A 15,113-nucleotide genomic window follows, 5' to 3' on the forward strand; every position below is an offset into this window, starting at 1 on the left:
ATCCGATCCCGAAGTGCCCAGCGTCGAATGACGCTCAATAACGCCATGTCTATCACTCCTTGAGCCCTCGCTGCCATACAACGAGGGGAGTTTCACATGGGTCACTTCTCAGTGGAAATTAGCCCGCCAAGTGGGGCACTTCTCAGCGGAAATCAACATATAGCGCTAACGGAGCCAGCGATGGCGTCCAGTCTTCGAGTACGCGCTCCAGGCGGCCCGCGGCGATGTCGTCGCGCACATCTGCCTCCATGATATACCCAAGCCCCAGTCCATTGCGTGCCGCCATCCGAACAAAGCTTGGCTCGTCAAGGCCGGCCGATTTCTCGGGTGCGGCATTCGTCGAAGCCGACCTGACCACAGGGGGAGGGGCCCAAACCGTCGTCGATGCAGTGCAGCGGGAGCTTGGCGGGATCGACGTCCTCGTCAACGTGCTGGGCGGCTCGTCGGCCCCTTCAGGCGTCTTTGCAGCCCTCACCGATGAAGAGTGGGAAAAGGAGTTCAATCTGAACTTCTTTCCGGCGGTCAGGCTCGATCGCGCGCTCATTCCTGGCATGATCGATCAGGCGTCATCCACGTCACTTCGATCCAGAACCGCCTACCGCTGCCGGAGGCGACGACCGCTTATGCTTCGGCCAAGGGGGCACTAAACACCTATAGCAAAAGCCTTTCAAAAGAGGTGTCACCAAAGGGCGTTCGGGGCGTACGGGTTTCCGCCGATCCCGGTGCCAATGGCCTGGCCCTGCGCATCGCCGAGCAGGCCGGTATACGCTACGATGAAGCCATTCAGGTCATCATGAACTCGCTCGGCGGTATTCCGCTCGGACGACCCGCGGCACCAGGAGAAGTCGCCGACCTGAATGCCTTCCTGGCTTCGGATCGTGCATCGTCCATAACCGGAACCGAACACGTGATCGACGGCGGAACTATCCCGACGATCTGATACTATTATTATCTACCGTGTTGCCCACCTTCATCGTTTCCGGGGACTCAGGAATGAGGCTCACCAGATACAAGACAGCGAATATGGATTGCGTATAGATTTTGTCGCACGGGAGGGCATCGACATCCGGGTTCAGGATTTGGGATGACGGCGATATGTGTTGCGCGCGGCGAGAATCATCTATGGCATAGGGATGTTCCATGTCACCCAGATGAGCGAGGGACGTCTGCGCAAGACGATCCGTAAGAGCCTTTCCGGCGCGATGATGTTCGCGATGCCGCTTTGGGCTCTGGCCGATCCGGTGGCGGTGCGCGCGGATGAAAAGCCGGCCACGGAACCCCATGTGCGGAGCGAAATCGACGCGACCGAGGTCATCGTCACGGCGCGCCGTCGCAAGGAAGCCTTGCAGGACGTGCCTCTGGCCATTTCCGTCGTATCGGGCGCCGAACTGAACGCGCAGCATCTCGACCGCGTCTCGGATTACGGGGCCAAGGTGCCGAATTTCATCGCGATTCAGCAGAATACACGCGTGTCAGGCATGGCGATCCGCGGCCTTGGCGGCAACGCCAATAATGACGGTTCGGAATCGGGTGTCGGCCTGATCGTCGACAATGTTTTCTACACCCATGTCGGCTTCTCGTGGCTCGACTTCGTCGATCTGGAAGGCATCGAGGTGGTGCGCGGCCCTCAGGGCACGCTGCTGGGGAAGAACACCACCGTCGGCGCGGTCATCATCAAGACCCGGCTGCCAAGCTTTACGCCGGAGGTGAAGGGCGACCTGACCGTCGGCAGCCGCAACCGTACTCAGTTCCGCTTCAGCGCCACGGGGCCGCTAGTCGAGGACCGGCTGGCCTACCGGCTCACCGTGTCGCGCGATATAGGCGGCGGCTGGATCGAGAACAGATATAATGGCGACCGACTGCTCGATAACAATCGCTACGCCCTGCGCGGTCAGCTCTATTTCACGCCGACCGGGACGGTCTCCAGCCGCCTGATCGTCGAGCAACTGGAGTCGAAGGAGTTCAACAACTTCTATGCGCCGCAGTCGGACGCCAATTTCAACTACAATCCTGATGGCACGGTCTATACGACGACGGCCAATCCGACGGGTGCCCGTCCGGGCAGTTGGACCAATCGCCTAAAGTCCGTTTTCGGCTACACGGCCGATTTCAACCTGCCGGACAACGCCCATCTGGACACGCAGGGCCGTGCCAAGTCGCGAGCGCAGGGGGTGTCGAACGAAGTCAACTGGGAGGTCGGCGGCCTGACCCTGACGGCGATCAGTGCCTGGCGAAAGCTGACCTTCCGCCCGGTCAACGACAGCGACTATACGCCGTTCAATATCCTCGGCGGCGGGTACGACATCGATGTGAACCAGTATTCGCAGGAGTTCCGTCTGGCCAGCCCCGCCGGGGGCCCGTTCGACTGGCAGGTGGGGGCCTTCTATCTGCGCGAAGACCTGTCGTCGAACCTGCACTTCCTGTTCTACAAGGACGCGACGGCCTTTTTCCTGACCGGGCAGTTGCCGGCCAACCTCCTGCTGCCCGCGGTTCTGAATGATGTCGACTATGCCAAGCACGGCAAGGTCGGCACCAAAAGTTCAGCCGTCTTCGGGCAGGGCACCTGGCATATCACCGATAGGTTCGACGTGACGGCGGGCCTGCGCTACACCTCGGAAGACAAGCGTGTGACGGTGGTGGGCTCCGCCACGGGCGGTGCGCCCTTGACGGCGTCGCTGGCCTCGGCGCGCGCGGCGGTTCTGGCCAGTTTCGGCGGGACGTCGGCGGCGCTTGGTGGTATCTACAGCATAGGCGATGCCCGCACCGAAGACTCGCTCTCGTGGCTGATCAACCCGTCCTACAAACTGACCGAGAATGTGCGGCTCTACGCCTCGGCGGCCTATGGGGAAAAGTCGGGCGCGGCCAATACCGCCGCCTCGCCGATCAGCGCCAGCTTCACCCTGCCGCTGCTGATCGCGCCGGAGGAGTCGCAGGCCTACGAGGCGGGTGTCAAGTCGATGTGGCTGAACCGCCGCCTGCTGTTCAACGTCAATTTTTATCGCAACACCCTTACCAACTATCAGGGGGCGCGGGTCGTCTCGACCGCGGTGGCCGTGCCCTATCTCGGCAATGTCGGCGAGGTGCGCGCGCAGGGCATCGAGGTCGAAGCGCGCTGGCGCGTATCGCCGGACCTGAGCCTGAGCCTCAGCGCGGCCGGCAATGACGCCCGATCGATCGACTATCCGTCGGCGCCGTCGCCGGTCGATCTGGCGGCGTCGACGGGGCCCATCCTGTCGCTGTCGGGGGAGGCCTTGCCGGGGGTACCGAAATGGAATGTACAGGGCAGTTTCGAGTACGCGCGTCCGGTGGGCCGTCTCGAACTGTTCACCTACGGCAATGCGGCCTGGCGTTCAAAGGTGTCGCTGCTCAATCCGAAATCGTCGTTCGGCAAGCAGGCCGCCTATGCGCTGGTCAATGCCGGAATCGGACTCAGGACGGCGGACGGACGCCTGAGCGTGGTGCTGTGGTCGAAGAACCTGCTCGATGAGCGCTATATCCACGGCTTCGCCACGGCCTCGGCGATCAATCCCTACATTGCCGTGCCGGGCGATCCGCGCACGCTGGGGATCACTCTGTCCGCCCGGTACTAAGCCGGGTTGGCCGCCACGATATAGATGCGCATAGGTTGACCACCATCAACGATGCCGATCAGGCGATCGACATTGGGATGCGCGCCGGGGCGGTTGCGCGCGTCCGCCGTATGCTCGGCGAACAGGTCCAGTCCATGCGCCGCTGCCGCCGCATCGAGCGTATCGAAGCATTGGCTGAGATACTGATAGACGGCCAGTGAGCCCTGTTTGCCCGGTTCATTCTCGATGGTGGCGATCACATTACCCGTCGCGTCGAGCAGGTCGATCCGTGCCAGACCGGTGACCGGCGGCAGGTGCTGGAGGTTTTCCCTGAACGACGGGCCGGGCTGAATTTTAGTCATCTGTCGCCTATTCCTGATGTGAGTGCCGGGGCATGTAACATCTTGTCGCGATGGCGGCTATCCCGCAATTGTCTGCATAAGAAAGAGGACGGCGTGGGGACGCCGCCCTCAGTTTACCAGCCGTGCACTCGAAGGTGCTGTAACAGGGAGCCGGTGTTTCAGTACTTGTAGCGCAGGCCCAGCGTGACCTGCATGCCGGTCGAGGCGTACTGGCTGACGACGGGCGACCCGTTGGCGTAATAGGCCTGGCGGTTCGTCGTCTGGTTGGTCAGGTTGAGGCCTTCGAGCGAGATCGAGAGGCGCTTGCTGAACTTGTAAGACGAAGAGAAGTCGACATTGGTCGTGCCCTCGCTGCCTTCGAAGTCGTTGACCAACGGCGAGTCGCACGCCGCCGTGCCCGAGGTTACCGTCCCCGCCGCGCACGAACCCGAAGCGATCGGATAGGTCGTGTAATAGCCTTCGCGCTTCGACATCGAGATGCGCGCCGACAGTTTGGGGTCTTCGTAGTAGAGCGTGAAGTTCAGCGCGTTGGGCGAGGCGCCCAGCCACGGCCCCGTACCGTAGCTGGCGGCCACGGTCGACGAGCCCGGATCGAGAATATAGGTCAGCTCCGACTCGATATGGGTGGCGTTGAGGCGCAGGCCGGTATTGGCCAGATAGCCCGGCAGGAAGGTGAAGGGCTGTTCGTAATTGAATTCCCAGCCTTTCAGCGTGCCGCCCGGGGCGTCGCGGTACTGGCGCGCGGTGACTTCGTAGTCACCGTTGATATAGGCGAGCGCGTAGTTGTCGGCGACGCTGCCGGTGGCGTATTGCAGCTTCAGGGCCGCGATGGCGTCGGCGGTCAGGAAGGTCGACATCGGCGCGCTGTAGAGCACGGTCTGCGGATAGGACTTGATGTCCTTGGTGAACAGGGCCAGCGACAGGATGCTGCCCTTGGCGAAGTACCATTCCACGCTGAGGTCGTAATTGGTAGCGCGGTAGGGGTTGAGCTTGGTATTGCCGACCGTCATGGTCGCGCCCGTCGTCGCGCCGGTATTGGGGATGCTGATCGCCGAAACACTGGGCGACAGCATGGAGAGGTTGGGCCGCGACATGACCTTGGCCGCGCCGACGCGGATCTTCAGGTTGCGCGCCACGTCGTAGGACAGGTTGAGCGCCGGCAGGGTGTCGGTATATTCGTTGCTGTCCTTGATGCGGCGACCGACCGAGTTGGCGCCCTCGGCATCGACCTTGGTCTGCACGACGCGAACGCCGAAATTCCCCGACAGGTCGCGACCGAACAGGCTGGTGCGGAAGTCGGCCTGGCCGTAGGTGCCGGTGTCGTGTTCGGTCACCTCATAGCTTTCGCGCGAGCTCTTCTTGCTGGTCAGGGTCCAGTCGCCGTACTTGTTGATACAGTCGCAGTCGAAGCCGAACACAGCTTTGAAAGCCTCGATATTCGGCGCGAAGAAGCTGGTCGCGGTCCCCGACGACAGGTCGAGGCCTTGCCCGAAGTTGATGATCTGACCCAGCGAGGCAACGCTGACACCCGCTTCCTTTTCGGTCGGGTTGAGCAGGTCGTTATTGCGTTCGCGCAGGCTGGTCTCGAAGCTGTATTCGCGGTCGTTGAAGCCGAACTTGAAGGTCAGGGCGTCGTTATGATCGTACTTGAAGTCGGTCTTGAGGCCCGAATAGGTGTTTTCGACGTTGCGCTGATAATGGCGCATGCCGGAAATGCCCTTGACGATGCTCCACTGGCTCGAATCCGCCGCGTTGAAGCCGAGATCGAAGACCGGCATATTGCCGCCGCTGCGTTCGTCATAGGTGAAGATGCCCTGCGAATCGAGCTTGTTGAACTCGACCAGAAGGCCGGTGTTCTTGTTGACCGAGCTTGAGGCCCCCAGAATCATGGTCATGCTCAGGCGGTCGTTGAAGCGATGATCGAGGTTGACCGAGAACTGGTTGAAGTCGGTGGTATATGAGTTCTGGTCGGCGCCCGAGCGCCAGTCGACGTTCTGAAGCTGAAGATAGTCGGCGATCCCGGCGCTGTTGACGTGCGAAGCGAGCACCTTGACCGCCGGGCGGCCGATCATGGCCGTACGCATGGCCAGACCGTCGGTCGAGGCCACGTAACCGACCGAGGCCGGGTTGTTGTAATAGTCGTAAACGTCGAGATTATACGGGTTGTAGCTGTACCACATATTGGTGGCGAGGTTGGTGCCGTAGAGCGACTGACCGCAGTCGGTGCCCGCCGCCAGCTCGGTTTCCGCCGCATAGGTGCAGGTGCCCGGATAGTAGCCGCGCTTGGTGGCGCGCGCCGTTGAAGCCGTCGCGGTGGCCAGACCGGCATTGGTGTTGTTGCGGTTCAGGCCGACGGTCTGGATCTGGTAATAGGTGCTCTCGTTCTCGAAATGCGAGCCCAGATAATCGACCGACACCTTGGTATTGTCCGAAATCTTCATCTGGAACGACGAGGTAATGCCGAGGCGTTCCGAATGGATTTTCTGCTGCTGGATTTGCGCCAGCGCCGGGATGCGGACGGTGGAGTTGGCGCAGGCCAGATCGGTCGCCGTGGTCGCGGTTGAGCAGCCCGGATAGAGGTTGTTATAGGCCGTGGCGTCCGAACCGGTCACCGCCGCCAGATAGGCGGCATTGGTGATGGCCGTGCCGAAGGTGGTGCCGGTGGGGGCAGCGAACCCGGCGCGGTAGGGTGTTTCCGCCGTCGCCCAGGTCGAGCCGCGATAGGTGTAGTCGGACTGCCCCGCCTGACGGCGATACTGGTCGGAATTGGTGTCGCGTTCGGAATAGGCGATCGAGCCCAGCCAGCCGAGACGTCCGTCGGCCCAGCGCTTGGAGATCAGGCCCGTCATGCGCGGATTGTAGTAATCGCCGTTCTGGTACCATGCCGCTTCGGTCGAGAAGGCGTAGGTGTCGGTCTTGTAGTCGAAGGGGCGGGCGGTTTGCAGGTCGATGGTTGCACCCAACGCGCCTTCGTCGGTTTCGGCGGAGGCGGTCTTGCGCACGGTCAGCGAGTTGAACAGTTCAGACGCGAAGGTATTGTAGTCGAAGGCGCGCGAGCGGTTCGGCGACGAACCTGAATCGTTGGCCCCCGCCGTGGACAGGGCCTCAAGGCCGTTGATCCGCGTACGCTGGAAGTCCGCGCCCAGACCGCGCACGGTGATGGTGCGGCCTTCGCCGTTATCGCGGTCGATCGAGATGCCGGGAATACGTTGCAGCGACTCGGCCAGATTGGCGTCGGGGAAGTCGGCGATGTCCTCGGCATTGATGGCGTCGAGCATGACGTCGGCCTTGCGCTTGGTATTCAGCGCGCTTTGCAGGCTTGCGCGGTAGCCGGTCACGACCACGGTCGTCAGGTCTTCCCCTTGCGCGGCCGGCGCGGGCGCGGCGTCCTGAGCGTAGGCGCCCGTTGCCGCCATCAGGCCCGCCAAGGCCAGATAGGAAATGCTTCTCTTCAACAGACGCGTCTGCGCGCCCGGATGAACGGGGGTGTTCCTCATTGCGTGTCTCCCTAAGGCTCGGTCTTGGGCCGATGCATATTATTGATACCGGTGTCATCGTCTGAAATGACGGACGGCACGGGTTTCGTCTATGCTGAAGGCAAAGGGATATTTTTCAATAGAAAAGAACCGGAAAGCTGATTTTGAGCGCGGCACTGAGTATTGGGTTGTAATTATGGAACAATATATTTCTTATATGTATTTAACGTGCCGCTTTTTGTTCTATAGATTTCAGAATTGAAATTTATAGCGTGTGTTCAGGGGCGGGCCGGTTAATGATTCCGTTCATTTCCGGACGCGTGGGGGCTGAGAAAAAGGGGAGGCGTGTGCCTCCCCTTACGCATAGGTTTTAGCCCTGACGTTTCAGTAAGGCGCGGGCGGCTTCGAGCGGGCGCGGATCGACCCAGTCGCCAAGATCGAAGTCGTTATCGATAAAGCCGTGCAGCCAGAGGAATTTTTTCTGCTGATCGAACAGGGCCAGTCGCTCATCATCCAGCGTCGGGTGCAGGGATTGCAGGGCGTCGTCGGAATAGGCTTCCCTGACGGCTTCGGCGCTGCCGCGGGTTTCGCTTTGCAGGATGTCGCGCACGCCGCTTAAATTATCGCGGGCCCAGTCGGCGGCGCGCAGGGTTTGATAGAGGAAGCGTGTCAGCACGTCGAAATGGTTGTCGATCAGGCTCTGATGCACGGTGATCGGGCGCGGCGTGCCGTTATTGACACGGAAGCGGCGCTCGGGCAGGTGGTCGAGATTGATGCCGACGACGATGCCGAGCTTCTTGGCCGCGTCGACCGCTGCCGCGCCTTTGACGTAAAGGGCATCGACGTCGCCGTCGATCAGGCGTTGCAAGGCCCACAGACCCGCCAGATTGCCCGCCGATGCGCGATTACCGCCCGCCAGATCCTGCACCGGTGCGGCGCGGTTCGACGACACCTCGACCAGTTCCACATCGTCGAAGGTCAGCCCGGCCGCGGCCAGCGCGCCCTTATAGCCCGCCAGTGACATGCCGCGCGAGATCGACGAGCCGCGCTGATGCGAGGGAATGGCATGATCGGTCCAGGTCGGCAGGGCCAGGCGCTTGCCTTTCAGGTGTTCCGGCTTCGAGATGCCGCTGTCCGGGCGGACAAGGATGGTCTGCCATTCCTCGATCCAGGTCAGGCCCACCAGCTTGGTCGGCTCGCCCTGAGAACGCGCCCCGAAGGCGAGGATATTGCCGCCTTCGCGGATCAGCGAGGGCAAGCGGTGGTCGTAGTGGTGGCGGCGCAGCTCGGTCGTGCTTTCCTGAAGCGTTTCGACCGGCAGCTTGTCGGCGGCGAACTCGTCCGTCAGCCAGCCCAGCTTATAGGCAAGGCCCGTCGCGGTGGGCACGGGGCAACGCGTGAACCAGATGCGGTCGAGCGCGGGAGCGTCGTTGGAAAGGTTGGTCAGGGTGTCGGCCATGGGGAAATCCTTTAATCGCGGAAGGCGTGCAAAACGTGGCTATCTCTGGTGGTGGAGAGGCGCCCGTGTCAACGTAAATTAAAACTAAAAAGATTTTATATTGAGAAAATATGATGAATTATGATATTTAAATATATGAATATAATAGATAAAAATTTCATTTTATAAAATCACTTAAGTCAACATTAAGTCCGGCTTTATTGTCGAAGGGGTGCCGGTTGTCGTAGCAAGGCCACCTTCATGGCCGGCAGACCTGACAACGGGGGCGCCAGGCATTTGTGTTTCAGCCTCCCCGAACAAGTGTTGATATGACCTCCTCCCTCACGACAAAAACCTTACGCGGCCTGCTGCTGGCGGGCATTTCCTCTCTCGCGTTTGCCGCGCCGGTATTGGCCGCCGACGCTCCGGCGCCGGTCGCCGCCGCCAGCGCTGATGATGCCACCGAAGTCGTCGTCACCGCCCGCCGCCGCGAGGAAAAGGCGCAGGACGTGCCGATTACGCTGACCACGCTCAGCGGCGACCTGATCGCGAAGAACGAGCAGGTCAAGCTGGCGCAGGACGTGGTCGGTTTCGCGCCCAATACCAATGCGGTGGCCACCGACGGGCGCGAACGCCCGCGCTGGTTCGTGCGCGGTGTGGGTACCAACAATACCGATCCGAACGGCGTCAGCCCGATCGGCGTCTATCGCGACGAAGTCTATATCGCCAACTTCTATGCCCAGGCCTTCCCGCTGTTCGATCAACAGCGCGTCGAAGTCCTCAGCGGTCCGCAAGGCACTCTGTGGGGCAAGAACACGACCGGCGGCGCGATCAGCTTCATCTCGAAAGCCCCCAGCTTTGAGACCGGCGGCTATGCCCGCGCGGTGACCGGCAGCTTCGGTGAGCGCGGTTTTGATGGCGCGATCACCGGCACGCTTATTCCCGGCAAGCTGGCCGGGCGTCTGTCGGTCTATCAGAACGAAGACAAGGGCTGGAACTACAACCTCTATGCGGGCGACGTGACCCCGGCGTCGTCCACCGCATGGAAGCTGTCGGACCGCAAGCGTGTCGGTGAAAACGACGAAAAGGCCGTGCGCGCGCAACTGCTGTGGACGCCGACCGAAGACCTCGACATCCTGTTCAACTATCACCGCCGCGACTATGAGGGCGATCAGAGCCCCGGCTATATCCAGCCCGACCTGACCGTCGCGCCGATCAGCAATCCCACCTATAATCAGGGCTATACCAGCCCGGCGAACCCTTTGCCCTACGGCTATAGCTGGGTGGCCGATACGGGCCGTCAGACGATCCGTAACGACGGGGGTTTTATTCGCGTACGCTGGAATATCGGCGACTACAGCCTGACCTCGATCACGGCCTACGAAGAGAATAAACTGACGCGCTGGTCGAACGGCTCCGGCTCGATCCCGTTGCGCAACAACGTCTCGCGTCAGGTGACGCCGGATCGCCAGTATAGTCAGGAACTGCGTCTGGCCTCGCCTGACACGGGTGCCTTCAGCTGGATCGCCGGTCTCTACTACTTCAAGGAACTGACCGGTTCGGATTCGTGGGCGGGTAACCTCAATATCTATACCTCGCCCGCCTCGACGCGGAACTACGCCCAGACCCTGACCGATACCATTACCGAAAGCACGGCGGCCTTCGTCAGCGGCACCTATGAATTCAACGACAAATTCAAGCTGACCGTCGGCGGGCGTCTCAACAGCGAGACCAAGACCTATAGCCAGTCGTTCACGGTCGCGACCGGCACGGTGACCTTCAATAATGAGTCCGAATGGTGGAAACCCTCGTCGGTCAATGCGACGCTCAACACCAATTCGCAGGCCTCGCTGAAAAAGACCTACGACAGCTTTACCTTCGACATCACGCCGCAATATGCGTTCTCGGACAATGTGCTGGGCTATTTCCGTTACGCGACGGGCTATCTGTCGGGCGGGTTCAACAGCCGCCGCAACAACGCCACGACGCCCGCGACGCTACAGATTCGTGAATACGAACCGGAAGAAATCACCACCTACGAATTCGGTCTGAAGACGCAGGTACTGGACCGCAAGCTGACGGCCAATGTCTCGGCCTTCTATTACGACTACCCGAGCATTCAGGTGCTGGTCATCCTGCCGAGCACGGGGACCAATACTAATACATCGTCGACCGCCGTGGGGCAGGGTTATTCAAACGCCGCCGGCTGGGTCAAGGGCGTGGAACTGACGCTCGACTACCGCCCGAACGCCAACTGGCACTTCAAGGGCGCGTTCGGGCGTCTGGCCAGCGAATATACCAATTATCCGATCCAGTCGGGCGTCAACTATCCGCGTCTGGGCCTGGTCAATGCCACCATCGACCCGTCGGGTGGCGAATTCACCCGCGCGCCGAAGCTGACCGCCGCCGTCGGGGTCGACTATAGCCGCGAACTGTGGAGCGGCGTCGAGCTGGAGGCGGGTGTCGACTACCGCTACCTCGCCAAGCAGTACTACAACCCGACGCTGGAGTTCGACCCGACCCTCGAACAGAAGGGCTACGGTCTGCTCAGTGCCAATGTCGCGCTCGCCTTCGGTGCCAAGGGGCAATACCGGCTGGCCCTGACCGGTCAGAACCTGACCGACGAGCAATATTACATCCACGCCATCGCGCCGTCGAACAACGGCTCGTCCTCGAAACAGGGCAAGCCGACCAGCTACCTGCTGTCGTTGTCGGCACGGTTTTAAAAGGAGCAAAGGGTGGACGACGGTTCAGTCATATTGAAAACCCGGCCCGTGTCGGAACCGGTGGCGCTTCTGGCGCCCCCGGCCCCCGAGCGCAAAGCGTGGAAACGGCAGCGTCTGGCGGCGGTCCTATCCCCGATCATCCTGATCGTCGGCTGGACGCTTTTGAGCCGCAGCGGCTGGTTCCCGGCGGAAATCGTCGTCCCGCCTGAAGTGCTGTGGAAGACCTTTGTCACCTACTGGAGCAATGGTCAGTTGCCGGATCACCTGACGGGCAGCCTCGGTCGCCTGTTCGGCGGCTATCTGATCGGGGCGGGCATCGGTATCGCGCTCGGCACGCTCATGGGGGTGTCGAAACAGGCCGAAGCCTATGTCCTGCCGGGCTTTCACATTATGCGGCAGTTGCCTACCGTGGCGCTGATCCCGGCCTTTATCATGATCTTCGGGGTGGGGGAGACGGTGAAGCTGGTGCTGGTCGCCAAGGCCACCGCGCTACCGGTCGCGCTGGCAGCCTTTCAGGGCGTCAAGGGCATTCCGCGCACCTGGCTCGACGTGGCACGCATCCACCGCATCCCGGCGCTCACGCAATTCACTCACGTCATCGTCCCGGCCAGCCTGCCCGTGCTGGTGCAGGGCCTGCGAACCGCGCTCGCCCGCTCGTGGATGGTGCTGGTCGCCGCCGAACTGCTGGTCGCCGACAGCGGCATCGGCCAGATGATGGAGTGGGGGCGTCAGACCTTCCGCCTCGATCTGGTCCTGATAGGGGTCGTCATCACCGGCCTGATCGGCTTCACGCTCGACAAGGGGTTCCGCGCCCTTGAACGGCTTCTGACGCGCGGTTCCCGGAGACAAGAGGCATGAATACCGCTGTCCTTACCGATATACGACCTACCACCGGTGACCGGATTACCAAATTCGCCCTCGGCCTGCGCGGCTTCGTCATTCCCGTACTGGCGCTAGTCGCGTGGCAACTGGCCTCGCAGCAGGGCGCGGTTCAGGCCTATGTCTTCGTGCCGCTGGATGGGGTGTTCAAAAGCCTGATCGAACACTTTGCCGACGGGGAAATCCCGATCAACTGGCTGGCCAGTTTAGGCCGCACGGCCTCGGGCTTCGCCATCGGGGGGCTGCTCGGTGTGTCGCTCGGCGCGCTGATGGCGACCTTCCGGCCCGTCGATGTGCTGGTCAACCCGATCTATCAGGCGGTCCGTCAGGTGCCGCTGCTGGGCTACATCCCCCTGATCAGCCTGTGGTTCGGCAATGGTGAGCCGTCAAAGCTACTGATCATCTCGCTGGCCGCCTTCTACCCGACCGTTCTCAACACCTATGAAGGCCTGAAGCATATCGACGCCCGCCACGTCGCGGTGGGCCGCATCTTCCTCGCCAGCCGCTGGCAGACCTTCCGCCACATCGTCCTGCCGGGCGCGTTGCCCAGCGTCTTCACTGGCCTGATGCAGGCGGTCGCCTTCACCTGGCTGTCCTCGGTCGGCAGCGAGCTGTTCTTCAATCCGGGCCCCGGTCTGGGCAACATGATGGCCAACGGTCAGGCCGCTTTCCGCATGGAGGTCGTGCTGCTCGCCGTCATCATCATCGGCGTCACCGGCTACGTCACCAACCTCATCGTCAGCAAGATCGCCGACCGCGTCCTGCGCTGGCGCAATGTGAGATAAGCACCATGGCATTCGAAACCCCATCCCCCACCGCCAAGCTCAGTATCCAGTCGCTGTCGAAGAACTACGTCATCGACCAGAAGGCCCTGCGCGTCCTGCTCAATATCGACCTCGATGTGCATGAGGGCGAATTTGTCAGCATCGTCGGGCGCAGCGGTTGCGGCAAGTCGACCCTGCTGCGCCTCGTCTCCGGGCTGGAAAATGACTATTCCGGCACGATCCAGCTCGATGGCAAGGTCATCAACGCCCCCAGTCTCGACCGCGGCATGATTTTTCAGGACCCGTCGCTGCTGCCGTGGATGACGGTGCGCGAAAACGTCGCCTTCGCTCTGGTCAACCAGAACATCCCCAAGGCCGAGAAAGATAAACGCGTCCTCGACCTGATCGACCTCGTCGGCCTCAAGGGCTTCGAGAGCGCCTATCCGAAGGAGCTGTCAGGCGGCATGGCGCAGCGTGCGGCCATCGCCCGCGCTCTGGTCAGCCAGCCCAAGGTGCTGCTGCTCGATGAACCGCTCGGCGCGCTCGACGCCCTGACGCGCCTGCGCTTGCAGAACGAATTGCAACGCATCTGGCTTCAGCACCGCATGACCATGATCATGGTCACCCACGACGTCGAGGAAGCCGTCTATCTCGGTGATCGCGTCGTCATCATGGACCCGGAGCCGGGCCGCATCCGCCGCATCGTCGACGTACCGCTGCCCCATCCGCGCGACCGCGCGTCACCCGTCCTGCACGCCATTCGCGACGAAGTGCTCAAAGACCTTACCAACGGAGTCGTTATATGACCGGTTTCAATTCATCTCGTCGCGGTGTTCTGGCGGGCGGGTTCGCCGCCGCCCTGGGCGTGGCCCTGTCCGGCTGCTCGGTATCGAAAGACAAGGCCGGGATCACCACGCTCAAGATCGCCGTGGTGTCGAGCTTCGCGGGTCAGAAAGTGCGCCTGTCGGGCCTCGACTACGTGGTCGACAAGTTCGGCTGGTTGCGCGAAGGGCTGGAAAAACGCGGCATCAAGCTGGAATATTTCCCGGCCCCTAACTCCGCCGTCGGCCCCATCGTCAACGAGGCCTTCGCCAACCACCAGATCCAGTTCGCCGGCTATTCCGACCTGCCGTCGATCATCCTCAACGCCAGCAATACGACCGGCAAGACCAAGCTGGTCCTGCCCGGCAACCCCAGCGACTCCTATCTGGTCGTGCCGGTGGGTTCCACGGCCAGGTCCATCGAAGACCTGAAAGGCAAGCGTCTGGCCATCCACCGTGGGCGTCCGTGGGAACTGCCGCTGCTGCGTCTGCTGACCTCGAAGGGTCTGACCTACGACGACTTCCAGATTTTCAATATCAACCCCGATGCCGGGGCGGCTGCGGTGGCGACCGGCGGGGTCGACGGCCTGTTCACCATCTCGGCCTTCGGGTTGGAAGACAAAGGCGTGGCCAAGATCATCTGGTCGACCGCCGATCAGGCGCTCGACTGGAAAAGCTGGGGCGGACAGTGGGTGTCACGCACATTCCTCAGCGAACAGCCCGATATCGCGCAACTGGTCGTCGATAGCTATGTCCGCGCCGCGCACTGGATTTCGGACGAGAAAAACAAGGACGAGATCGTCCTGCTCGGTACGCGCAACGGGACACCGGAACACATCGTCCGTCGCACCTACGATCAGTCGAACATCAGCTGGAAAGACCGCTGGTCGCCGCGTTTTCCGCCGGAGCTTTACACCCATTATCGCGAAGCCTCGGCCTTCGCGAAACAGAACGGGATTATCACTGGTGACGTCGATGTCGATGCTCTGCTCGACGACAGTCTGGTCGAAAAAGCCCTCAAAACCCTGTCCCTCGAAACCTACTGGGACGCAAGCAAATTCAAGGCTGGAGCCTAAGA

General features: G+C 61.6%; 9 protein-coding genes and 1 pseudogene. 7 read left to right on the forward strand and 3 right to left on the reverse strand.

From position 1 onward, the window contains the following. Positions 1–248: 248 nt before the first annotated feature. Both PQU92_RS17980 and PQU92_RS17985 read left to right on the forward strand, forming a co-directional pair. Positions 249–940, forward strand: a pseudogene (locus tag PQU92_RS17980) (SDR family oxidoreductase). A 193-nt stretch (positions 941–1,133) separates the two neighbouring features. Next, positions 1,134–3,590: a TonB-dependent receptor gene (locus tag PQU92_RS17985; RefSeq protein ID WP_272749681.1), complete on the forward strand. Its 2,457-nt coding sequence runs from the start codon at positions 1,134–1,136 to the stop codon at positions 3,588–3,590. Here the strand turns inward: PQU92_RS17985 and PQU92_RS17990 are convergent. The 3 genes from PQU92_RS17990 to PQU92_RS18000 all read right to left on the reverse strand — a co-directional run bounded on the left by PQU92_RS17990 (position 3,587) and on the right by PQU92_RS18000 (position 8,866). Further along, positions 3,587–3,931 (reverse strand): DUF2322 family protein, encoded by a 345-nt coding sequence (locus PQU92_RS17990; protein WP_272749682.1) that lies wholly within the window; start codon positions 3,929–3,931, stop codon positions 3,587–3,589. The two genes, PQU92_RS17985 and PQU92_RS17990, sit on opposite strands and share 4 nt — an antisense overlap. Before the next feature lie 158 nt (positions 3,932–4,089). Next, a complete protein-coding gene (locus PQU92_RS17995) occupies positions 4,090–7,428 on the reverse strand; it encodes a TonB-dependent receptor domain-containing protein (RefSeq protein ID WP_272749683.1) in 3,339 nt (1,112 codons plus the stop codon). Positions 7,429–7,777: 349 nt separating this feature from the next. Continuing rightward, positions 7,778–8,866, reverse strand: coding sequence for an ABC transporter substrate-binding protein (locus PQU92_RS18000; RefSeq protein ID WP_272749684.1), 1,089 nt, complete (start codon positions 8,864–8,866; stop codon positions 7,778–7,780). Positions 8,867–9,174: 308 nt separating this feature from the next. On the opposite strand from PQU92_RS18000, the gene PQU92_RS18005 reads away from it, so the two are divergent. From PQU92_RS18005 to PQU92_RS18025, 5 genes are read left to right on the forward strand one after another with little or no spacing between them, the layout of a single operon-like run. After that, complete coding sequence (locus tag PQU92_RS18005) at positions 9,175–11,571, forward strand: TonB-dependent receptor (protein WP_272749685.1); 2,397 nt, start codon at positions 9,175–9,177, stop codon at positions 11,569–11,571. Positions 11,572–11,583: 12 nt separating this feature from the next. Further along, positions 11,584–12,429: an ABC transporter permease gene (locus tag PQU92_RS18010; protein WP_272749686.1), complete on the forward strand. Its 846-nt coding sequence runs from the start codon at positions 11,584–11,586 to the stop codon at positions 12,427–12,429. Further along, the gene (locus PQU92_RS18015) at positions 12,426–13,235 is read left to right on the forward strand and encodes an ABC transporter permease (protein ID WP_272749687.1); all 810 of its coding nucleotides are present in this window, start codon (positions 12,426–12,428) and stop codon (positions 13,233–13,235) included. Before PQU92_RS18010 ends, PQU92_RS18015 begins: the two co-directional genes overlap by 4 nt. 5 nt (positions 13,236–13,240) lie before the next feature. After that, entirely contained in the window at positions 13,241–14,020 is a 780-nt protein-coding gene (locus tag PQU92_RS18020; protein ID WP_272749688.1) for an ABC transporter ATP-binding protein, read from the forward strand. Next, a complete protein-coding gene (locus tag PQU92_RS18025) occupies positions 14,017–15,111 on the forward strand; it encodes a PhnD/SsuA/transferrin family substrate-binding protein (protein WP_272749689.1) in 1,095 nt (364 codons plus the stop codon). The genes PQU92_RS18020 and PQU92_RS18025 overlap by 4 nt, the downstream gene beginning before the upstream one ends. Positions 15,112–15,113: the final 2 nt, after the last annotated feature.

It is taken from the genome of Asticcacaulis aquaticus, from assembly GCF_028550415.1.
Classification (GTDB): domain Bacteria; phylum Pseudomonadota; class Alphaproteobacteria; order Caulobacterales; family Caulobacteraceae; genus Asticcacaulis; species Asticcacaulis aquaticus.

Excerpts from the sequence above, each read along its gene's own strand:
- PQU92_RS17985 (WP_272749681.1), top strand. The coding sequence starts at position 1,134 with ATGTTCCATGTCACCCAGATGAGCGAGGGACGTCTGCGCAAGACGATC.
- PQU92_RS17990 (WP_272749682.1), bottom strand. The coding sequence starts at position 3,931 with ATGACTAAAATTCAGCCCGGCCCGTCGTTCAGGGAAAACCTCCAGCAC.
- PQU92_RS17995 (WP_272749683.1), bottom strand. The coding sequence starts at position 7,428 with ATGAGGAACACCCCCGTTCATCCGGGCGCGCAGACGCGTCTGTTGAAG.
- PQU92_RS18000 (WP_272749684.1), bottom strand. The coding sequence starts at position 8,866 with ATGGCCGACACCCTGACCAACCTTTCCAACGACGCTCCCGCGCTCGAC.
- PQU92_RS18005 (WP_272749685.1), top strand. The coding sequence starts at position 9,175 with ATGACCTCCTCCCTCACGACAAAAACCTTACGCGGCCTGCTGCTGGCG.
- PQU92_RS18015 (WP_272749687.1), top strand. The coding sequence starts at position 12,426 with ATGAATACCGCTGTCCTTACCGATATACGACCTACCACCGGTGACCGG.
- PQU92_RS18020 (WP_272749688.1), top strand. The coding sequence starts at position 13,241 with ATGGCATTCGAAACCCCATCCCCCACCGCCAAGCTCAGTATCCAGTCG.
- PQU92_RS18025 (WP_272749689.1), top strand. The coding sequence starts at position 14,017 with ATGACCGGTTTCAATTCATCTCGTCGCGGTGTTCTGGCGGGCGGGTTC.